This window comes from Microcoleus sp. Pol12B4 (genome assembly GCF_036701385.1).
In the GTDB taxonomy this organism is placed as follows: domain Bacteria; phylum Cyanobacteriota; class Cyanobacteriia; order Cyanobacteriales; family Microcoleaceae; genus Microcoleus.
The window spans coordinates 1-20,653 of sequence record NZ_JAUBQR010000116.1 but is presented as its reverse complement, the minus strand read 5'-3'; the positions used below and the strand labels follow the sequence as shown (position 1 = coordinate 20,653).

The 20,653-nt window shown below is 45.3% G+C and carries 21 protein-coding genes and 1 riboswitch; of the genes, 16 read left to right on the top strand and 5 right to left on the bottom strand.

Features of this window, described 5'->3' with window-relative positions; genetic code table 11:
- The first annotated feature begins 50 nt into the window (after window positions 1–50).
- The 12 genes from QUA38_RS16710 to QUA38_RS16655 all read left to right on the top strand — a co-directional run bounded on the left by QUA38_RS16710 (window position 51) and on the right by QUA38_RS16655 (window position 12,355).
- A complete protein-coding gene (locus QUA38_RS16710) occupies window positions 51–770 on the top strand; it encodes an energy-coupling factor ABC transporter permease (RefSeq protein ID WP_333163543.1) in 720 nt (239 codons plus the stop codon).
- Window positions 771–773: 3 nt separating this feature from the next.
- On the top strand, window positions 774–1,106 hold the full coding sequence (locus QUA38_RS16705; protein WP_333163539.1) for an energy-coupling factor ABC transporter substrate-binding protein: 333 nt from the start codon (window positions 774–776) through the stop codon (window positions 1,104–1,106).
- Window positions 1,103–1,903, top strand: a complete 801-nt coding sequence (cbiQ, locus tag QUA38_RS16700) for a cobalt ECF transporter T component CbiQ (RefSeq protein ID WP_333163537.1) — start codon at window positions 1,103–1,105, stop codon at window positions 1,901–1,903. The genes QUA38_RS16705 and cbiQ overlap by 4 nt, the downstream gene beginning before the upstream one ends.
- 221 nt (window positions 1,904–2,124) lie before the next feature.
- Window positions 2,125–3,177: a DUF2207 domain-containing protein gene (locus QUA38_RS16695; RefSeq protein ID WP_333163535.1), complete on the top strand. Its 1,053-nt coding sequence runs from the start codon at window positions 2,125–2,127 to the stop codon at window positions 3,175–3,177.
- Between the two features lie 400 nt (window positions 3,178–3,577).
- Window positions 3,578–5,671 (top strand): SPFH domain-containing protein, encoded by a 2,094-nt coding sequence (locus QUA38_RS16690; protein ID WP_333163533.1) that lies wholly within the window; start codon window positions 3,578–3,580, stop codon window positions 5,669–5,671.
- A 90-nt stretch (window positions 5,672–5,761) separates the two neighbouring features.
- Window positions 5,762–6,508 carry a leucine-rich repeat domain-containing protein gene (locus QUA38_RS16685; RefSeq protein ID WP_333163531.1) on the top strand — a complete coding sequence of 249 codons (747 nt, stop codon included), beginning with the start codon at window positions 5,762–5,764 and terminating at the stop codon, window positions 6,506–6,508.
- Window positions 6,509–6,543: 35 nt separating this feature from the next.
- Entirely contained in the window at window positions 6,544–6,933 is a 390-nt protein-coding gene (locus tag QUA38_RS16680) for a hypothetical protein (RefSeq protein ID WP_333163529.1), read from the top strand.
- Window positions 6,930–7,736 (top strand): PspA/IM30 family protein, encoded by an 807-nt coding sequence (locus QUA38_RS16675; protein ID WP_333163527.1) that lies wholly within the window; start codon window positions 6,930–6,932, stop codon window positions 7,734–7,736. Before QUA38_RS16680 ends, QUA38_RS16675 begins: the two co-directional genes overlap by 4 nt.
- A gap of 103 nt (window positions 7,737–7,839) precedes the next feature.
- Window positions 7,840–9,219 carry an ABC transporter substrate-binding protein gene (locus QUA38_RS16670; protein WP_333163525.1) on the top strand — a complete coding sequence of 460 codons (1,380 nt, stop codon included), beginning with the start codon at window positions 7,840–7,842 and terminating at the stop codon, window positions 9,217–9,219.
- A 450-nt stretch (window positions 9,220–9,669) separates the two neighbouring features.
- Window positions 9,670–9,814: riboswitch (cobalamin riboswitch) on the top strand.
- Window positions 9,815–9,969: 155 nt separating this feature from the next.
- Window positions 9,970–10,410, top strand: a complete 441-nt coding sequence (locus QUA38_RS16665) for a hypothetical protein (protein ID WP_333163523.1) — start codon at window positions 9,970–9,972, stop codon at window positions 10,408–10,410.
- A gap of 19 nt (window positions 10,411–10,429) precedes the next feature.
- Window positions 10,430–11,296, top strand: coding sequence for a methyltransferase domain-containing protein (locus QUA38_RS16660; protein WP_333163521.1), 867 nt, complete (start codon window positions 10,430–10,432; stop codon window positions 11,294–11,296).
- 210 nt (window positions 11,297–11,506) lie between these two features.
- Window positions 11,507–12,355, top strand: coding sequence for an ABC transporter ATP-binding protein (locus tag QUA38_RS16655; RefSeq protein ID WP_333163519.1), 849 nt, complete (start codon window positions 11,507–11,509; stop codon window positions 12,353–12,355).
- Between the two features lie 159 nt (window positions 12,356–12,514).
- On the opposite strand, the gene QUA38_RS16650 is transcribed toward QUA38_RS16655, so the two are convergent.
- Entirely contained in the window at window positions 12,515–13,216 is a 702-nt protein-coding gene (locus tag QUA38_RS16650; protein ID WP_333163517.1) for a diacylglycerol/polyprenol kinase family protein, read from the bottom strand.
- A 207-nt stretch (window positions 13,217–13,423) separates the two neighbouring features.
- Here QUA38_RS16650 and QUA38_RS16645 point away from each other — a divergent pair, with 207 nt between their 5' ends.
- The gene (locus QUA38_RS16645) at window positions 13,424–13,705 is read left to right on the top strand and encodes an antibiotic biosynthesis monooxygenase (protein ID WP_333084020.1); all 282 of its coding nucleotides are present in this window, start codon (window positions 13,424–13,426) and stop codon (window positions 13,703–13,705) included.
- A 53-nt stretch (window positions 13,706–13,758) separates the two neighbouring features.
- Window positions 13,759–14,265 carry a DinB family protein gene (locus QUA38_RS16640; protein ID WP_333163515.1) on the top strand — a complete coding sequence of 169 codons (507 nt, stop codon included), beginning with the start codon at window positions 13,759–13,761 and terminating at the stop codon, window positions 14,263–14,265.
- Between the two features lie 232 nt (window positions 14,266–14,497).
- On the opposite strand, the gene QUA38_RS16635 is transcribed toward QUA38_RS16640, so the two are convergent.
- Both QUA38_RS16635 and QUA38_RS16630 read right to left on the bottom strand, forming a co-directional pair.
- On the bottom strand, window positions 14,498–15,454 hold the full coding sequence (locus QUA38_RS16635; RefSeq protein WP_333163541.1) for a glycosyltransferase: 957 nt from the start codon (window positions 15,452–15,454) through the stop codon (window positions 14,498–14,500).
- Between the two features lie 173 nt (window positions 15,455–15,627).
- Window positions 15,628–16,098 carry a tetratricopeptide repeat protein gene (locus QUA38_RS16630; RefSeq protein WP_333163513.1) on the bottom strand — a complete coding sequence of 157 codons (471 nt, stop codon included), beginning with the start codon at window positions 16,096–16,098 and terminating at the stop codon, window positions 15,628–15,630.
- A 77-nt stretch (window positions 16,099–16,175) separates the two neighbouring features.
- Between QUA38_RS16630 and QUA38_RS16625 the strand changes: the two genes are divergently transcribed.
- Both QUA38_RS16625 and QUA38_RS16620 read left to right on the top strand, forming a co-directional pair.
- Window positions 16,176–17,507, top strand: a complete 1,332-nt coding sequence (locus tag QUA38_RS16625; RefSeq protein ID WP_333163511.1) for a glycosyltransferase family 4 protein — start codon at window positions 16,176–16,178, stop codon at window positions 17,505–17,507.
- A gap of 34 nt (window positions 17,508–17,541) precedes the next feature.
- Window positions 17,542–19,464, top strand: coding sequence for a hypothetical protein (locus tag QUA38_RS16620; protein ID WP_333163509.1), 1,923 nt, complete (start codon window positions 17,542–17,544; stop codon window positions 19,462–19,464).
- Between the two features lie 304 nt (window positions 19,465–19,768).
- Here the strand turns inward: QUA38_RS16620 and QUA38_RS16615 are convergent, their stop codons facing one another.
- Complete coding sequence (locus QUA38_RS16615) at window positions 19,769–19,915, bottom strand: hypothetical protein (RefSeq protein ID WP_332946242.1); 147 nt, start codon at window positions 19,913–19,915, stop codon at window positions 19,769–19,771.
- A gap of 319 nt (window positions 19,916–20,234) precedes the next feature.
- Window positions 20,235–20,567 (bottom strand): uracil phosphoribosyltransferase, encoded by a 333-nt coding sequence (gene upp / locus QUA38_RS16610; protein WP_445305065.1) that lies wholly within the window; start codon window positions 20,565–20,567, stop codon window positions 20,235–20,237.
- Between the last annotated feature and the right edge of the window lie 86 nt (window positions 20,568–20,653).

Genomic DNA, 20,653 nt, shown 5'->3' with positions numbered 1-20,653 from the left:
CGAGGTTCAGCGTGAAGACCAGAAATCGGAAATTGGTCAGCTTGGGATTGATGGCTGGCTTGAGTTGTTATATTGTCTTGGGTTCGGCAACGCCCGCTGCAGCTATGCACATTTCGGAAGGTTTTTTGCCGGTGCAATGGGCTGCATTTTGGTGGATGGTAGCGTTGCCTTTTTTTGCCTTTGGGTTGCGATCGATTACTCGCATTACAAAAGAACACCCGGAACTTAAACTATTGCTTGCTTTGGCGGGTGCGTTTACTTTTGTGCTTTCAGCTTTAAAAATTCCCTCGGTAACGGGCAGTTGTTCTCACCCCACGGGTACGGGTTTGGGTGCAATTTTGTTCGGCCCTTCGGTGATGGCTGTACTGGGGGCTTTAGTCCTGTTGTTCCAAACGTTACTGTTAGCGCATGGTGGCTTGACAACGCTGGGAGCGAATATGTTTTCGATGGCAATTGTCGGCCCTTTCGCTGCGTATTTTATCTATCGATTGCTATTGCAAACTGGCAGCCAGCGGGCAGCAATTTTTTGTGCGGCAGCTTTGGCAGATTTACTGACTTATGTGACGACTTCGATTCAATTAGCGTTAGCTTTTCCGGCAGCAAGTGGCGGTTTTATAGCTTCGTTCCTCAAGTTTGCGGGCATCTTTGCTATCACTCAAGTACCGCTGGCTATCAGTGAGGGATTGCTGACTCTATTGGTCTGGAATTGGCTGCATTCTTACGGGAAGCCGGAGTTGGAAACTTTGAAATTATTGAGACAGGAGTCATAAGCCGTGAGTCAAAAAACTACAAAAAATTACCAATCTACTTCGCGGCAAAATTGGCTTTTGGCTGGCGCTGTGATTGTTCTGGCAGCCTTTCCTCTCGTTTTTGTGCGGGGTAAATACGGGGGTTCCGATGACCAAGCTAAGAAAGCAATTACCGAAATTCAACCTGGTTATAAACCTTGGTTTAATCACTTGTTTGAGCCGGCTAGCAGCGAAATTTCAAGTCTATTGTTTGCGTCTCAAGCGGCGATGGGGGCGGGCGTAGTTGGGTACGTCATTGGGTTGTATAAAGGCCGATCGCAATCTCGGCAGCAGTCTGATAATAAATCGTCGGAATGAACCATCAGATTGATAGTCTGGCTTATACCAATCGCTTGCGCGGGTTGCCGCCAGCTCACAAGTTATCTTTTGCGATCGCCCTTTTAATTCTGTCTCTCGTTTCTGGGGCGATCGTCCAATTGTCGATCGCCCTTTGGTTGGCTGTCTGGATCGTCGTCTATGCCGGTATTCCGGGGAAACTGTATTTGCGGTTGCTGTCGCTACCGTTGATGTTTTTGCTGACAAGTTTGCCTGCTTTGGCGATGGGTGCGGTTGCGGGCGATCGTATCCCAGCAATTCAGTGGGATATTTGGCAAGGTTGGGGGATTAGCACCGGCACTTTTTATCTCTATGTGAGCCGCACTGGAATATACCAAGTGAGCTTGCTATTTGCCCGCGCCTTCGCATCGACAAGCTGTATGTATTTCATCCTCTTGACGGTTCCATTTACCGAAATCTTGCAGATTCTCAGACAATTACGCTGTCCAGAGTTAGTCACGGAACTGCTATTACTAATGTATCGGTTTATTTTTAGCTTATTGGCGATCGCCGATGAACTTTGGATCGCCCAAAACTCGCGCTGCGGCTACCGCACTTGGAAGCTGGGAATGCACAGTTTAGGCATTTTAATCGGGCAATTGCTTCAGCGAACTTTGGAAAACTACCGTCAAGTATCGCTGAGTTTAGCGTCGCGTGGCTTTAATGGAGAATTGCGCGTTTGGAATTCTTACCCTTATAAACCTTCGCGAAGATATACATTTGAAGCTTTGTTTGGGTGTACAGTTTTAACTTGGTTAAACGTGCTATTTCAACATTAAATTCATCCTTCGCAGGCTCTGCCTCCAATTTACCCTTCGCCACCCGAGGCAGAGCCTCTGGAAATCGGTTCCCAGGCTAGGCCTGGGAACCAGTCAAATTTCCTGCAGGGCTGCCGGACTTAATACATGACTTTTATGAACATAATTAATGAATTTAATGAATTTACTTCCAAAGAAATCTGTTGAATAATTGTAGTCAACAATTATCTTGTGGAAATCCTATGATAAATAAACGACTCATCCAAAAAATAGTCTTTTTGTTAATGGCTTCATTAAGCCTATTGTTGGTAACAGTGACTCATGCAGCGGCCCAACAACTACCATTCTACTGGGATAACATCAACGTCATCATCGACGTTCAGACCAACGGAGATATGTTAGTTACCGAAACGCAAAAATATGTATTTACAGCAGACTACACCAATGAACGATATCGCTATATTCCTTTAGATAAGGTCGATGAAATCAAAGATGTGACAGTTGCCGAAAATAATCAAAAAATTGCCAGTACGACCGGGATTGAAAACAATCAACTTTGGATTCGCTGGCAACATCAATTAAAAGCGCCAGAATCACATACTTTTGTTATCAAATATCGGGTAGTAGGTGGATTGCAGCTAGATGGTCAGGATACTCAAGTTTATTGGAAAGCCATTTCATCAGGTCGCAAAGCCCCCATTAATGCCGCAAAAGTTAGAGTAAAATTACCAGAAGCTTTGTCAGGTAAAGTTCTGTTTTTTAGGAACTTTGGTACGCCAGCTATTCCTCGCAAAGTAGATGCTAAAACCTTTGAATTTGTGGCAAGTCAGCCTGTTCAACCGCAGCAAGAATTAGAAGTGCAGATCGCATTTCCCCAGCCAATTCTTAATGTACCTCAACCTCGTTGGCAACAAAGTGGCAATCAATCTCAATCTTCTTCGCAAGGGGAAGACCACGACGGCAGTTTTGGGGTACTAATCTTTGTGGTGTTTCCCGGCATTGTAGCAACTATCTTCTGCATCAGCATCTCCATTAAGGAGGACATCAATAATCGACGCTGCCCTGAGTGCCAAACACTCAAGCTCAAACGGACTTATAAAGTTTTGTTGAAGCCTACATATACCAGTGCGGGAAAGCAGGAATTTACCTGCAACTGTCGAAACTGCTCTTACCGTCACAAGTATGAAGAAGTCATGCCAATCTTGAGGGATAACAATGATGGCGGTGGCGGTGGCGGTGGTGGCGGTGGCGGTGGTGGTGGTGGTGGTGGTGGTGGTGGTGGTGGTGGCGGTTAATATCAACGAGACTTACGCATCACAAGCAAAGAAACCAGGTTTTTACTGAATCTGCAGGTTGTAACCAAGTATTCTCGCCAAAAACCCGGTTTCTGACTACCCGCGCGTCCAGGACTATTGTTGATAATTTTCGTATTCTCGTTAGTTTAGCGCGCAGGATTTGCATAAGGGCGATCGTACTTTCTTACAGATTGTACGATCGCTTGTAAATATTGGATGGAAATTTTAGTCACTCATTTTGAGATGAACCAATCGCACTTCCTGCCCAATCATACTCCAAATATGACTTTTATGAACATAATTAATGAATTTAATGAATTGACGTTCAAAGAAATCTATTGAATAGTGATTGTAGTTAACAACTTTTCAGTACATTTGAGCTTAAAACAGGTTAAAAACTATGACTAAATTACGTTGGCTTCCCAAACTTTTACCCTTAGCAGTATCTTTCGCAACCGCGATCGCAGCAGCAGGCGCTTTTGCCCCGCCAACTTCCGCTCAAAGCAATCCGCCGCCGCCAGCCCAGGAAGTTCAACCAGCCCAAGCAGAAGGATTTAGCATTCCGATTTGGATTTATCCCGTAGGAGCAATGTTCCTAGTTTTCATCTTTATACCCAAGATTGGCTGGACTTTGGGATTAATTGCGATCGGCGAACGAGAAGTGGGAATTGTTACTAAGAAATTCTCCCGCAAAAATTTGCCATCCAGTAGATTAATTGCTCTCGATGGCGAAGGAGGTTTGCAAGCAGATACGCTTCCTCCCGGCTGGCATTTTGGTTATTTTCCCTGGCAATATAGCATTCGCAAAGAACCAGTTGTTGTCGTTCCTCAAGATGAAATTGGTTTAATTATTGCGAATGACGGAGCTACCATTCCTTCCGATCGCATTTTAGGCAAAGTCGTCGATTGCGACAATTTTCAAAATGCTCGAAAGTTTCTCACCGACGGTGGAGAAAAAGGACGGCAACTAGCCATAATCACAACTGGTACTTATCGGATCAATACGGCTGTATTTGAGGTGATTACTTCTGCCAATGCCTCTGCAAAGGGTATGCAGCCGTCGCAACTTCAACTATACAAACTTGCTCCCGATCGCGTGGGAATTGCGAACGTGCTAGACGGCGTTCCGATTGATGAAGGTGAAATTGCTGGACCAATAATTCCCGGTCACGACAATTTCCAAAAAGCACAATCTTTCATCAAGGGTGGCGGGCGCAGGGGCTTGCAAGAACAGGTCATTCTATCGGGTTCTTGGAACCTCAATCCCTGGTTTGTGCAAGTTGAACAAGTAAATATGACGGAAGTGCCTATCGGTTATGTAGGGGTCGTAATTTCCTATGTGGGAAAATCGCAGCAAGACGTAAGCGGCGTGGCTTTTACCCACGGCAATCTTGTCAATAAAGGCGATAAAGGTGTGTGGATCGAACCGCTTTATCCAGGCAAACATCCCATCAATACAAAAGTGATGAAAGTAGAACTTGTTCCCACTACGGATGTTGTTTTAAACTTCACATCGCGGTTCAGCGGAGAACACGGCTACGACTCCAAGTTAAGTGCTTTGAAATTGCTTTCTTTTGATGGATTCACCTTTGAGTTAGAAGTTTTTCAGATCATTCATGTCGGTACTTTGGATGCACCGAGAGTGATTTCGCGGCAAGGTTCGATGCAGAATCTGATCGACCAAGTGCTGCGTCCAATTGTGGGCAATTATTTTCGCAATTCCTCTCAAGAATATACAATACTCGATTTCCTGATCGCCCGCAGCCAGCGCCAAGCAGAGGCGGCAGAACACGTTCGTCAAGCCCTGCGGGCCTACGACGTGCAAGCTGTGGACACGCTGATCGGTTTGATTTCGCCACCACCAGAGTTGATGCAAACATTGACCGATCGCAAAATTGCTCAGGAACAAGAAAAAACTTACGAGGTACAGCGCATTTCAGAGTCGCAGCGTCAAGAATTGGTGCGTGCAACAGCGATCGCCAACATTCAAAATCAGGTGGTGGCGGCAGAACAAGGGGTGAAAATTGCCCAACTGAGTGCAACAGCCGCGATCGAACACGCAAGCGGTGAAGCAGAAGGGATTCGGCTGATGGGACAAGCAAAAGCGGATGCTTATCAAGTTGGTGTCAACGCTTTGGGTACGCAGAGTTACACGCTGCTGCAATTGATGCAAGCGGTTTCGGATGGTAGCGTTCGCGTTGTTCCCGATGTCACAGTGAATGGTAACGGCGGTAGTGGGGGTTTGTTGGATGGTTTGATGGCAATGTTGCTGCGGAATGAAACCAGTAAGAATGGAGAAAATGGACTACATTCACCTGTAATTAATGTCAAAAAATCTAAGTCTGTTGTTGTGGAACCTGTGGCCGAATCACCAGTAGCAAAAGTACATTCGGTGGAGTCATTGGAGTCTCCTAATCATTCACCATTTCCTCAGTATGAGGCTATTGATGAAACTGATATTGATTCGGCATTTGGTGAATTGTTAGGTATTTGAGCTGAGTGCAATTTGTAGAGAGGACGACGGTCCTCTCTGAAAGCTTTTTGTTTAAGATTTTACTGTTCAGAGAATTAGAGGTGCAAAATTATGAAGTTTATAGTTGAAGACAAAGAGATGAATTTACCCAAGTCGATCGCAATTACTTGTTTTACTCTCCTAGCATTATCTGGAAGTGGGTTATCTGCGATCGCGGCACAAACGCAACCCGCAAACAAAACATTTGGTGATTGGTGTCGCACAAAAGCTTCTTTAAGTCCAGAAGCTAGACATACTGTTGAGGTGATGTTGAAGGAAGCAGGGACTACTGAGTGCAATGCAGCTAATCAGAAACTTTCGAGTCTCACGCAACTCACCCTCGACAACAAGAAAATCAGCAATATCACACCGCTAAAATCCTTGACTAACCTGACTATGCTTGGTCTCAATAATAATCAAATCAGCGATATCAAACCCTTGCAATCCTTGAGTAACTTGATTGCGCTCAGTCTCGGAAAGAATAAAATCAGTGACATTAAACCCTTGGGCTCCTTGACTAAGCTGATTTCGCTTGCTCTGACCAATAATAAAATCAGCGACATCACACCGCTAAAATCCTTTACAAACCTGAATCAGCTCTTCCTCAATGGTAATCAAATCAGCAACATTACACCCTTGCAATCCTTGACTAAACTGAGTGTACTCTACATCAGTAGCAATAAAATCAGTAACACAAAACCCTTGCAGTCTTTGACTAAACTGACGAATATCTTTCTGGGCGACAATCCGATCGCTCCGCAAACTTGCCCTGTCAAGCCAGAGTCTATCTGTAATTGGCAAGAAGTATTGGTGTTCTAAACTTTTACATTTCCGAAAATGATGAGTACAAAATTATGACGTTTATAGTTGTAGACAAACACATGAATTTACCAAAGTCGATCGCAATTACTTGTAGTCCGCTCATCGCCCTAGCATTATGTGGAAATGGACTGTGTGCGATCGCACTAGAAACCCAACCGGGAAACAGTGGACAAAAATTCGGTGATTTTGTCGCGAACAAACTGATTGCAACAATTCGTAAAAATATGATTTTTATGAACTCTAATAATATGACTTTTATGAGATCTATTAATGAATTATATGAATTGACTTTCAGTGCTGGTTTGATTATGTTAACAGTATTATCTTTCTATTTTCTGACTCTGCGCCCTCTGCAGTTGCATCATTCATTTATTCAAAAACAACCGTCAACGATATTACTCATCCAGGAGAATACAAAATGACTCAACAAAAACCCAACCAAAATAATCCCAACCCAACGGCTTTTATTTTCTTAGGGATAGTAGCACTGGCCGCCCTCAAATTAATTCATGGACTTTTCGGCAATCGCAACAGTTACAAACTTAAAGCAGTGTGGAGTTGGCTGTGGGGATTGCCCATTGAAGCTGACAACAAAATTGCAGTGCAAGTTGCCCAAGAATCGCTGCAATCCATGCAAAAGTCCGTGCTTAAGTTAACTGAATCTGTTGCCCAAATTTCTGCAAGTTATCAACAAACTAAACAGAAATATGATAGCAAAAAACAAGAATTTATCCAACTAGAACAGCAGGCAAATCTAGCTAACTATCACGGCAATGAAGCAGCCGCACGTTTAGCGATGGCAAAAGCGATCTCGATTGAAAAATGGCTGCCAACATTAGCAGGGCAAGTTGCTCAATCAGAACAAATTTTGACTGCCAATAAGGATAAATTGAATCGCGAACGCCAGCGCTTAGAAACCTACAAAATGGAACTGCAAAACCTCAAAGATTTGTCAGAAGTAAATGAGGCATTAGCGGAGATCGCTAAAGTGAACGGCAGCATCAGTACAGATTCAGCGCAATCGCAATTTGAAGAGGCACAGTCATCTATCCACAAGCGCTACTTGCAAACCAATGCCTTAGTCGAATTATCGGAAAATCCGGCTGAAAAACTGACGGCAGACCTGGACCAAATGATGCTGGACGATGAGATTTCTCGCCGACTGCTAGAACTGAATTTGTACAATCAATCGCAGGTTTTACCCATTGACGAGAAGAGGCACTGACCCAATAATTATAGATGTTTTTTATCGTCCCAGGCTCTCCCTGGGAATACCCTGACCCTCTGCCTCTCAAGAGTAAAAAATATCGCAATAAGGAGAACAAATTATGTATCAAGATACTAACAAAATAAAAAGTCCGCCGCCCATTGTTTTTATTATTTTCTTCGGCTTAATTGCGTTTGGCGGATACAAGTTTATTCCAGGTTTATTCAAGGACAAAATTTCAGATAGATCGGGGGCGATCGCAACTCGAATGAGTTTAGGAAATCAGATATTGCTGACATCGCAAACAACAGCCGAAAAGCAAGCAGGCGTTACAGCTTTTGCCAAAGGAGATTACAAAGAAGCTGTTCAAAAATTTCAGGCTTCGCTGCAACAAAATCGCAACGATCCGGAAACGGTAATCTATTTGAATAACGCGAGAGTAAGCGATCGCACTTCTCTTAAAATTGCCGTCAGCGTGCCGAGCGGCAGCAACCCCAACATCGCCCAAGAAATCCTCCGAGGTGTCGCCCAAGCTCAAGATGAAATCAACACTAGGGGAGGAATTAACGGTGTCGGTTTGCAAGTTGAAATTGTCAATGACAATAACCGCCCAGAAGTTGCAAAAGAAGTGGCAGCACTATTAGCAAATGACCCCAAAATTCTAGCGGTAATCGGACATAATGACAGCAATGCCTCTTTAGCAGCCGCTCCAATTTATCAGGAAAAGAAACTGGTGATGATCACACCTACCAGCAGTACGAATAATTTGTCAGGTTTTGGCAGCTATATTTTTCGGACAGTCCCCAATAGTCGATCGATGACTGCTCCTTTAGCAGAGTATATCGTCAAACAAATCGGCAAAAGCAATATTGCCTTCTGCTACGACTCTCAAGCTGCTGGCAAAGCTTCGTTTAAGGATGAATTTATTGCTTCTCTTTCAGCATCAGGTGGGAGATTAGTTCCTATTGTCTGCGACTTGTCAGCGCCGACATTTAATCCTAACACTGCGATCGCGGATGCTGTTAGCCAAGGTGCACAAGGATTGATGGTAGCATCCCACGTAGATCGCATCGATCGCGCGATCGATCTAGCCCGTGCAAATCAAGGCAAATTGGCGCTTTACAGCAGTTCAACTCTTTACACCTTTCAAACGCTAAAAGACGGGCAAAAGGACGTTGACGGGCTTGTTTTGCCCGTTCCCTGGCATCCTGAAACTAATCCCAACAATCCATTTCCTAAAAATGCCAGTCAGCGCTGGGGAGGAGTAGTAAATTGGCGAACCGCAACGAGTTTTGACGCGACTCAAGCTGTCATCGCTGGCTTGGGGCAAAGCAATACGCGGGAAGGGTTGCAACAAGCACTCAGAAATCCGAATTTCTCGGCAGCAGGATCGAGCGAGGATGTGAAGTTTTTGCCCACGGGCGATCGGGCTGGTAAGCCGATTTTAGTGCAAGTTAAACAAGGAGGAAGCACTGGCTATAACTTTGTCCCGCTGCGGTAGCTTTGTTAAGTGCGATCGCCCTCACATCTTGCACATTCTCAATCAGCCTTTCAGGGGCGGGCCGGATGCCCATCCCACAATAAAATTCCCTCTTTGTGGAACAGGCATTTTGCCTGTTTCTTAGCATGATTAAAATCGAATTTTATGTTTAATTAACATGATTATTAATAGACAAGTAAATTGGGTAATTAAAGGACAGCGTTGTATATAATCGCGGCAGTTGAAACCAAAAGCTACACGGCTGAAGAAGATCTAGAAGCTGAAGTCAATTCTCAGGATCGGCATGAATTTATAAATGGGAAGATGGTTCTGATGGCTGGCGACACACCGAATCACAACATAGAATTGAAAAGAAAGTCTTGGGTCGGCAGGATGCCTAACTCCTACTCCCCACAAGAATTGTTGCAGATGTCCGATCGCTTTTTTGTCAAATCTTCCAAATAGTGGTAATATTCCCGTATATCGATCGGCTCTGATGAAAAACACACATCAGACGTAAGGGGGAAAGTTCGGTGCGAATCCGGCGCTGTCCCGCAACTGTAATGAGATCATTGCATCTCTGAGTCAGGATGCCCGCCGATTTGTTTACCTGTTGTTTTTCATCTGCGAGGTATGGATGATGGTGAGTTTATTATTTTTTAAATTATTGGATTGGGTTTTTTTAACCGCAGACATCAGCAGATAAACACAGATGAACGCTGCTGTAATTCGCTCTTTGTTCTGAAGCGTATCTTATTTTAATGGAAAAAAATGCGAATCGAAGATAGTGTTTGGCAGGGTAGTTTTGGCTACTGGCAAAACTTGTTTATTCACCAGAATATTTTGCCGATCGGACATACTGCTTGGAATGGCTTTTTGCATCGAGGACGGGGGTTGGTTGCTTGCAAAATCAATACTCCCATTAACGGCTATGTGAATTGGAGCGTAGATACTATAAAGTACGATCTGCAATTTATTTCTGACTTGGACGCAACCGTTTATTTGCAACAACTAGAAATAGAGGAAAACACTGTTTCAAATTTGCTCCAAATCATTGCTGGCTACGAACCCAAGGAAGCAATTATATTTTTGTCGATCGCCAACGGTCAGATTGATATCAATTTATTGCAAAACTTGGCAATTTCTCCTGTTGAGTGCTATGAACAAGTATGCAAGCGCTGGGAAGAATTTCAACTCTGCCCGAAATCCTAAAACTTACTAAATTTTCCGAATGTCGCAGCCAAAATCCATCAAAATTTCCAAAGTAACTCGCTACCAAAATGCAGCGCTTAATTACTATTTGGGCCTTACAGATTCGCCCTACCTTCACTATGGCTATTGGGAAACCCTACCTGTTCCCGCTGACGAACTAACGATCGCACGATTGCGCCTGGCTCAGCAAGCTTATACTGTAAAACTGTTGGATGCGATTCCCAAAGGCACTCATACGATACTCGATGTGGGCTGCGGGATTGGCGGAAATGCGGCTTATTTGCTCGATCGAGGTTTTGCAGTCGAAGGGCTCGCACCCGATCCGTTTCAACAGCAGCGCTTTGTTAAGTGTACTGGCGATCGGGCAATCTTCCACCTCACGAGGTTTGAAGACTTCAAAGCAACTCATTTCTACGATCTTATTCTCTTTAGCGAAAGTAGCCAGTATATGTCGGCTGTTGATATTGCTAACGGTGCCGCCAAAATCCTCAATCAGGGTGGTTACGTGCTGCTGGCCGATATGCTGCGATCTGATGCTAATTATACAGAGGGAATGTTCTCTAATTGTCATGTTGTTGCGGAACTTCATGCAGCATTAAAGCAGGCTGGATTCACTTTAGTAAAAAGTGAGGATATTTCCGCTCATATTTTGCCTACTATCGATTTGTATGTCGATACTTTCCGCAGGTATGGACTGAATACGATGATCTATGTTGCAGATTTAATTGCGATAACAGTTCCGCCCGTCCACAAATTCCTGCGCTGGATATTTCGCCGCTGGTTCAAGAAGTTGGTGGTTGAAGGATTGGAAGCGGGCCAACTTTTTGAGCAACATCTCTGTTATGAAATGCAACTTTGGCAGTTGTCAAAATCAGATCGAGGCTGACACAAATATAGCAATCCTAAGTCCTTTTTGAATTTCTTACTCCCTCCCCTCGGGTTCGGGGAGGGTTGGGGTGGGGTAAAAAGTTTACGAATGCTGCAAGGATTGCTATACAATGAAAATCGGTAATCGGTAATTGGAGGCATCGCCTCCGGGTATTTATTCCCAGGCAGAGCCTGGAAACAAGGCTATAAAAAATAAAAAATAACGAATATGTCTGAATGGATTCTCGAATTCGCTGGCACTTCCTACTCCTATCCCTGCGGTTCGCGAGTGGCAATTCAGGGTTTAAATCTAAAAGTCCCCGCTGGGAAACGGTGCGGGCTGATCGGTCAAAACGGCTGCGGCAAAACTACCTTTTTCCTGTTAGCAAATGGCTTGTATCAACCGCAACAGGGAATTATTAGCTGGCAAGGTGAACCCTTTCGCTACGATCGCAAATCTTTGATGCAACTGCGCCAACAAATCGGACTCGTCTTTCAAAATCCCGAACATCAATTAGTAGCTTCGACGGTAGAAGAAGATATTTCCTATGGATTGTACAATTTAGGCTTAAGAGAATCCGAAATTGCTCAACAGGTGCAGCAGGCGATCGAGCAATTCGATCTAAGCGAACTCGCCCGCGAACCAATTCACAATCTCAGTTTGGGCCAGAAAAAGCGGGTTTCCATCGCCGATATCATGGTTCTGGAGCCCAAACTGCTGCTGCTAGATGAACCTACCGCTTATCTCGATCCGCGTCACACCCGACAACTGATCGGTTTACTCCAACAAATTCACAGCGCCGGAACCACTATCCTTTTAGCAAGTCACGACCTCGATTTCATCTACCGCTGGGCTGATTGGGTGTTTGTAATGGATCGGGGAAAACTAATTTTAGAAGGAACACCGGAAACCGTTTTTGCTCAGCGGGATGTGTTGGAACAATTGCAGCTTGGCGTACCGCTGGCGATCGAGCTTATGGAGCAAATAAGGGCGATGTTTCCAACAGACGATCGCTCAAAAATCCCCGCTTTCGAGCAATGGCAACAACAAATTTTACAAGCACGTCGGCTGCTTTAACGAGATTTAGACAATTGATAATTGGCGTTACTGATTCACGGTATGAATCACCTTTTCGCTTGAAGTTACAAAACTCACCCTCAAGCGGGCTTATAGCAATTGCGAAATCTTGAATTCATACCTGTATCCAGCAACGCCCCCCGTGGGGGAAAGTTCAGATTACACATTACCAATTATCAAAAATTGATTTAGGAAAAAGGCGATCGCCCCACTGCCGATCGGCACAGTCAGATTGTCAATTCCCAGCTTGGAAACCGACTCCAAAGTAGCAGCAGCCAAAGCTACAACAGCAGACACAGCCCAAGTTTGCCAAACTGCGCCTTGAACCGCCAGCAAAATCAAACTGCTAACAGCAAAACTCACCAAATACATAGTTGCAGAACCTTCCCAACTCTTCTGGATTCCCCAAACTCGATAAATATGTTTGCCGTATTTCTGGCCGATGACAGCAGCCAATCCGTCGCCCCAAGCCATGACTAAAATGCCTAAAGCAGCGTACTCCTGATGCTGTAGCGGCCAAAACCAAGCTACGAGAACGCTGATACTAACAGCATAGAAAAAAGTCCCCAAACTCTTCCGGTTGATACTGTTAAGACTGGGCAAAATCGGAACTTGGTAAGAAATTAGGGCGATCGCACCTGCTAAAACCCCCGCCGAAATCCCCACCCAATCGGGTATTTCCAGCCACCAAGCCAGCAAAATCACGTTCCCAGTACCGATGTGAACCACCTTCCGCGATACCTCAGCATCCACAGAAGTAAAGCGATTTAAGCCCTCAGCTACCAGTAAAATCAAACCCAACCAGACTCCCACGAGGGAAATTTGCAACCACACAGTCGGAATTTCAGAAAATATAGACACGATATTTAGGAAAAACTTATTTACATCAGGCACTCTTTACTACTTTAAACGTAAAGCGCGATCGCTCTGTTCGGTGTTGGGAGGATTTTCAACCGTCGCTACGGTATAATTTACTCGCTCTCCTGTGGTCGGTTTTGGAAACAAGGTGAGTTAGTCTAATAAAATTAGTCGTTTGAAGTTTTGAGAGGCTCAGAGAATCTGATTACTATGCAGTATGTCTTAATTATTCATGAAGTAGAAAATTATGAAGCTTGGAAACAGGTATTCGATCGTGCTGAAAGCATCCGAAAAGAAGCTGGCGAGCGCTCCTATCAGGTCTTGAAGTATGACAACGATCCGAACAAAATTGTTCATTTCTCCGCGTGGACATCAATCGCAGATGCTAGGGCGTTTTTTGAGTCGCCTAGATTGGTTAAAATTAGAGAAGAAGCCGGAGTTAAAGCTCCTGAGTTTATTTATCTAGACCAATTAGAGTCAGGAGTATTGTGAAAGACCTATTTGTATAATGTAAGTTGTTCAAACTATGTGATTGTGTTTTGAGTATGTACGACGGTAGCTACTACCAGCTAATGGCTGAGTACAATTGCTGGATGAATCAAAATCTATATTCGGTCTGCTCGGCAATTCCTGATGAACAGCGCAAACAGGATATGGGTGCCTTTTTTAAGTCGATTCATGGTACTTTGAATCACTTACTGTATGGGGACAAAGCATGGATGAGTCGTTTCACTCTTCACCCATTTTCTGGTACCATTATCGGTCAAGAACTTTATGCTGACTTTGAGGTTTTGAGATCAGAACGGGAGACAACGGATCGGCAAATTATAGAATGGTCTAGACACCTTAATTCTGACTGGTTGAGTCAACCGTTTGAGTACACCAGCAATGTAGATGGTAAATGCCGCGTGCTACCGACTTGGGTTCTGGTGACACATATGTTCAATCATCAAACTCACCATAGAGGGCAAATTACCACACTACTCAAACAACTTGGCTACGACCCAGGCGTTACAGATATTCCGTGGCTACCCGCTATATCAATCGGATAATTTCTGGTTGTAAACCGACACGCCAGAAAACTCGGCGGTTAAAACCTCGTCTACACTTGCCCCTCGTCCCAGCATAGGGGGACTCAAGAAAATCAAGAATTTAAACTTGTTTCGGTGGGTTTTGTCTGTATAAACGTGATTTTAACCCCCGACTTTTTAACCCTTGCCTTGTGAGTTTTGTGTGTATAGACGCGGTTTCAACCGCCGCGTATTCTGTAGAAATCCTACGCCTTCACAACTCCCCTTTTACCAACTCCCGCACCGCAGCAAAAGCCCTCCTCCGCCACTCGACGGGCAGCAGCGACAATCCCAAACCAGCCCACATTTTCGCCTCAGAAACAGACTTTCCAGCCCGCACCATCAGGCGCCCTTTTTCAGTTTCGCCCACCTCAATCAGTCGCAAACCTAGCGCTAATTGAGTTTCGGCAATCCTTTTGAGCCTGACTGTTTCCAACCTCTCCGACTCAAACTCGTAGCCGACCAAATAGCGCAATTTATCGCTTAAATACGGAATTGCCCGATCGACTCCTTGCTGTCCTGCATGAACTCGATACTCCATCAACAGCTCAGGCAAATAATAGCACTTTTTGCCAGCAATCGCAAGTCTCACAAACAAATCGTTATCTTCGCAATTTTGCAAATTCGGCCGCAGAAATCCTACTTCTTCCAGGGCGCGGCGGCGAAACAAAGTTGCCCCTATTTGCAAACTTTGTTTCAGAAAAACTGTGGAAAGCAAATCTTCAATAATTCCAGCCGACAATTCGGTGCGGCCCCACCGCTGCGAATTGAGTTTCGTCTGGTTTTCGTCAATATAATTGTTAATGTCGATCACCCAGTGATCGGTACTGACAAAATCGATGCTGGGGTCTTTATCTAAAATAGCAGATGTGCGCTCTAGAAATTGCGCGCTCAGGCGATCGTCATCGTCAAACTTGATAAAATACTCACCCCTTGCTGCGGCAAAGCCCGATCGCATATTATTACTCTTGCCGATATTCTGCGGGTGGCGAATGTAGCGAATCCCGCGATCGACAAATTCCGACATCAACAGTGGAGTGCTGTCAGTGGAACCGTCGTCACAGATAATTAATTCAAAATCTGTATAAGTTTGATCTAGCACGCTGGCGATCGCACAAGCCAGTAGATGCACTCGATTGCAAGTAGGAATGCAAACACTAATTTTCGGCACTAACTTAGACAATTTTAGATTTGAGATTTAAGATTGCAAAAAAATTCTGAAACCATTGATTTTCTTCCTTCTTCCGTGATTTTCTTCCTTGTTCCTGACATCCGTTATATCCGTTACATCCGTCGAGCGAATCCGTTGCCGAACTTCCTTCTTCCTTCACTCCACAGTTGATTTTAACTCAAACGAGCCGTACATTCGAGAATTAACTTTTGATTCACCAAAGCAAAAGGCTGAATTTCCAAAGCGCGACGAAAAGCTTGAATAGCATTTATGTATTCTCCCAAGGCAGCGTAGCACAAACCTAGACCGTGCAACGCCCCAAAATGCACCGGGTTCAGTTTGAGGACGATTTGGCAGTCGTCGATCGACTTTTTATAATTTCCTTGGGTATAGTGAAGTACGGCGCGCCGGTTCCAAGCTTCAGCAAAATCCGGCGCTTCCGCAATCAGTTTCGTCAGCAACTCCAAAGCGTGGTGAACATCGCCTGCATCCAGCGAAACTTGCGATCGCCTGAGAATTTGCATCCCATAGTCACCCTTCTGGTTAAACCAAGTGCGCCAGAGTTCTGTAGTTGCCCGATCGCGCACGCTTTCGTCAGACTTTTTCAAGTCTTCGAGCAGCGCCTTAACAGATAATTCGTCCATAGGTGCGAAGATTGTTAAAAAGATTTTATCAATCAATTTTATCGCGCAAACGGCAACTTTAATTTATTCCACATCCCATGAAGATTTTGATGCTTTCCTCGACTTTTCCCTATCCGCCAAGCCGCGGAGGAACTCAGGTGAGGACGTTTAATTTATTACAATACTTGAGCCAGCGGCATGAGGTAATTCTCGGCACTGTACGATCGCCCGATGTTACCGATGCACAAATCGACACATTGCGGCAGCAAGTTACAGAATTAGCAGTTTTTCCCAACCCGCGATTACCCCCCCAACCTCCCGTTGTCAAGGGGGGGCTAAAACTCGATCCAGAAGCCGAGGGGGATTTTTTGGCGGAGCCCCTTAACCAGGGGGGGTTCTCTGAAATAATAGGAAAATTCCACAGATTCGGTCGATTTTTGTTGTCCGGGACGCCTCCGAACGTACTCTCAAGCTACTCCCAAGCAATGCAGAATTGGGCAGACGAATTGGTAACAGCAGGCCAATGCGATGCTGTCACCTGCGAGCACAGCGTTAACGAGATTTACGTGCGTCCAGAATGGCGGCAAAAACTGCTGACAGTGGCAAACATTCACAGTTCTGTTTGGGGAACTTGCAGGGAAATGTTAGCAACCGGCACCTCGGAAAAACCCCTGCGCGATCGACTAAATTTACCGCTACTTGCCCGCTACGAAAAACGCTACTGTTCCAAATTCTCCCGCATTGTTGCGACCACATCCACAGACAGAGAGCAACTCCTAGAATTACTGTTGTCTCCGGTTCAGGTGCGAGGAAAACAAGATTTTTTTGTACCTTCCGTAGATGTAATTCCTAACGGCGTAGATTTAACTCAATTTCCGTACCGGTCGATCGATCCGGGAGGACACACCTTAATTTTTGCAGGCGCAATGAACAATTTGCCCAATATTGACGCGGCGCGGTTTCTCAGTTTGCAAATACTGCCGCCTTTGCAGCAGCGGTATCCTGATGTCACCCTCACCCTAGTCGGGGCTTCGCCAGTCCCGGAAGTGCTCGCCTTGGGGAAACTCCCCGGAATTCAAGTAGTAGGTCGGGTGCAAAGGGTGGCAGAATATTTGCATCAAGCTGCTGTTTGTGTGGTGCCGATGCGGATAGGTTTTGGGATTAAAAATAAAACTTTGGAGGCGATGGCTGCGGGAACCCCCGTCGTTGCCAGCGATCGAGGTTTGGAGGGTTTAGCCGTCGATGGCGGCCCACAACCGAGAAGGGCCTTGCGGGCGAACAAAGTTCACGAGTATGTTGAGGCGATTACCAGTTTGTTTGAAAATCAGCAGCTAAGACAGGATCTCTCTGTCAGCGCGCGATCGCTCGTTGAAAGCCAATACACTTGGGATATCATAGGTCGGCAGTACGATCGGCTATTGCAATTTTAAACTCTAAATTCTAAAATCTAAATTCTAAAATGGCATGATGGAACACAAAATTAACCCCTCAAAAAATCGAGCCAAACCCCCAGAAACTCGCCAAGTTGCTCCTCCTCCGACAAGACGCCGTCGCCAAACCCGACGCCCCAAAAATCTTCAAGAGTCCCAGCGTCCAATACCTACTCCCCGAACTCGCGCCAGATATCCCTGGAAAAGACTGATAACTAATTTGACAGCCCTCAGCGTCTTGTGTGGCTGTGCAGCTTTGATGGGAGGTGGCGCTTGGCTGAGTTATCAGCTAATTGTCGATCCCAATGGCAACAAGTTGATCTCTCAGTTTGTGCCGGAATGGTCGCGCCTGCCTACAGGTAGCAGAGATTCGATCCAAACTCTCGATCAAATCAAAGCCAGCATCCGCAAATTGGGATTCGTAACCGGAGAAGCCCTGCCGCTTCCAGTCGATCGATCCAGCGATAATTCTATTTCCGATTTGCTCTTGCCGGTGATGGTAGAAAGAACTGTTAAGGCTTCTACTGTTTGCAAAAATCCTTGCCGTCAAATTGTCGAACTTCGGGTGTACAAGCGGGTGCAGCTTCCCGATCGCAGTTCCGATAAAGAGCAGTATTTTCAGTTAGCAAGTTCTGTGAACGTAGAAGGCCCGGCGGAATCTTTTGTCATTGCTTCTTTAGCTGACTCTACATCTGACAATCAAGCCTCTAATCAGTCGTTACCCCTAACAGAACTGCGCCGCTTTGACGGAAAGCCCCCCGCCTCGGGCATTTGGTTTAATGTCAGCGGTAAACTGGTGCGGGGCGACAAGAAAATCCCCTACGGACAAGTCGTTCGCTACAACCCCAGCCAAAATCATTTAATGCCGCTGTTGGAGTGGGCGAGTGCGGCGGGACAACCGCCGAATTGGCAGCAAATTGTTAAGGGGGAAAACCCGCAGTTGGCGATCGACCAAACAGTTGGTTTAGAGCCGCAATTTACCCTTTATCAAATTGGGCCGCGCAAATTTTTGCCGAACCCTGTTCAGTTAACGGCGATTTCTTTAGAAGAAATTGCTTTCAATGACGAGACTTACCAAAATGGGCTGCGACTTGCCAAAAGCGGGCTGTGGTCTCCAGCATTAAATGTTATGCGTGTGGCGAAGGGGAAAGCGGGCAAAAATTGGCCGGCTGTCGCGCAAGCTCAGCTAGAAACGATCGAATTTCACGCTAAAATTACTCGGGCGCAGGCGATCGCATCTTGGGCCAGTCCCGGTCAACAAGTTCTCGCAGAATTGATCGACGGCCGCTGGAGCGAAGCTTTGCAAGTATTTGAAGCCGATCCGAGCAACAGTAACGAAATAGCCACAACCCTCAAAAATGACAGCGGGCGGATCTGGAACCGCATAGAAGCCGCCTTGAGAGTGAATGCCGCTGACGCCGATGTCAAGGCTTGGGGTGCTCTGATTGTAGCTTCTCAAGACGGAGCTCGCGAGGCGATGAATTGGCTCGACCAGCAATCAGATACTGACAGCGAAACCAGAAGTCGAATTCGGAATTTAGTCAACAAACTTCAGGAAGCAGTTTCTCAGGCTGAAAGTTTAGAAGCCCACAAAAGTCAAATTATGGGTTCTGCTACTTTAATTAACAGTGTCAATCCCGCTGAGTGGCTGGAACCAGAACCGAACAACGAGTTAAAGTTGGCCGGAGAACAAGTTTGGTATCAGGTGCAAGTAGCGAGTTTTTACGACGGTAGCCGCTGGGTTAATTCGCCTTTTTCAGATGTAGAAGTGCGCTCTTTTCCTGCTACTCAAGTTAAGTGGCTCTGGGGGCGGCTGGGATTACTGGCTGACCCCAAGATTAAGATTGAGGTAGCGAGGGCTAACGGTCAACAAAGAGTTGCTGTGGGAACGGTGAAAGCAGTGCAGGTTCAAGACGGAAGTCTGCGCTTGCTGGCGGCGGTTGACAAGCGATCGTAATCTGGCAGAAAGCATTCGGCAGAGGGAACAGTCCTAGACGCACTCTTGACACGAAGAAACCGGGTTTTTTTACCGTTTCTGCCGACTGCAACAGAAGTATTTTCGTAAAACAACCCGGTTTCCGGCCACCCATCCGTCCAAAACTAGGAAAAAGGAAAATGCTTTTTTCTCCCTCTCCCGCAACTCATCGAGAGGCGCAATCTCAAAACTCTTCCCCTCCCCACTTATCGCTCTCGGACAACAATGCAGACAAAAATTTTGTTAATTTAATTAACACAACCTGTGCACAAAAAACCCAGAGATGTCAAATCGCGCCCTTTTTAGAGAGTGCTGCAATCATCTGCCGTTTCACTGCTTTAGCCCAAAGCTCAAACTCCAAACTGTTGATATTCTGAATTTTCACTTCCTCAACAGGCTGAGTTGGGGCTTCTTTCTGTGCTGTAGTCTCCATTCTTTTTTCCTCGTCCAAGAATTGTTAGTAGTCGATCAAAAACGGTGAGCATCATACATCTATTTTATGAACTAATTCCTGCGATTAATTATCCTAAAGGCAGAGAATTACACCATAAAATGCAGTAAATACATTGAGATAATGCAATTTACGAATTTAATGTAAAAAAATCCTACAACCCTTACTGTATATAGGCTTTTCCTGACATTAAAATCTTGCAATTTACATTGTCTGGCACTCTCCAACCAATAGTTATGTTAGTAAACTTATTTTTCAATGAATGTATTAACATATACAGCAGAAAATAATTTTATTGAATTCACATAGTGCCGTAAAGTCGATCGCCCGCATCTCCCAATCCGGGTACAATATAGCCGTACTCGTCCAAACACTCGTCAACAGCAGCCGTATAAATCTGCACGTCAGGGTGTTGTTCGTGAAAGTGCTTAAGTCCCTCCGGTGCCGCCAGCAAGCACAAAAATTTAATAGACTTCGGATTAACTTCTTTCAGCCTATCTACTGCCGCGACTGCTGAATTACCAGTAGCCAACATCGGATCGACAATTAAAACATCTCGCTGTTCGATATCGTGGGGAACTTTGAAATAATATTCGATCGCCATCCGAGTTGTCGGATCGCGGTACAAACCAATATGTCCTACTCCTTAGCGGGTGACAACGTACCTATAATGCTTGCTGCATAAAGGATAGAGCCAAGAAGCCGCGCTGAAAATAGAGA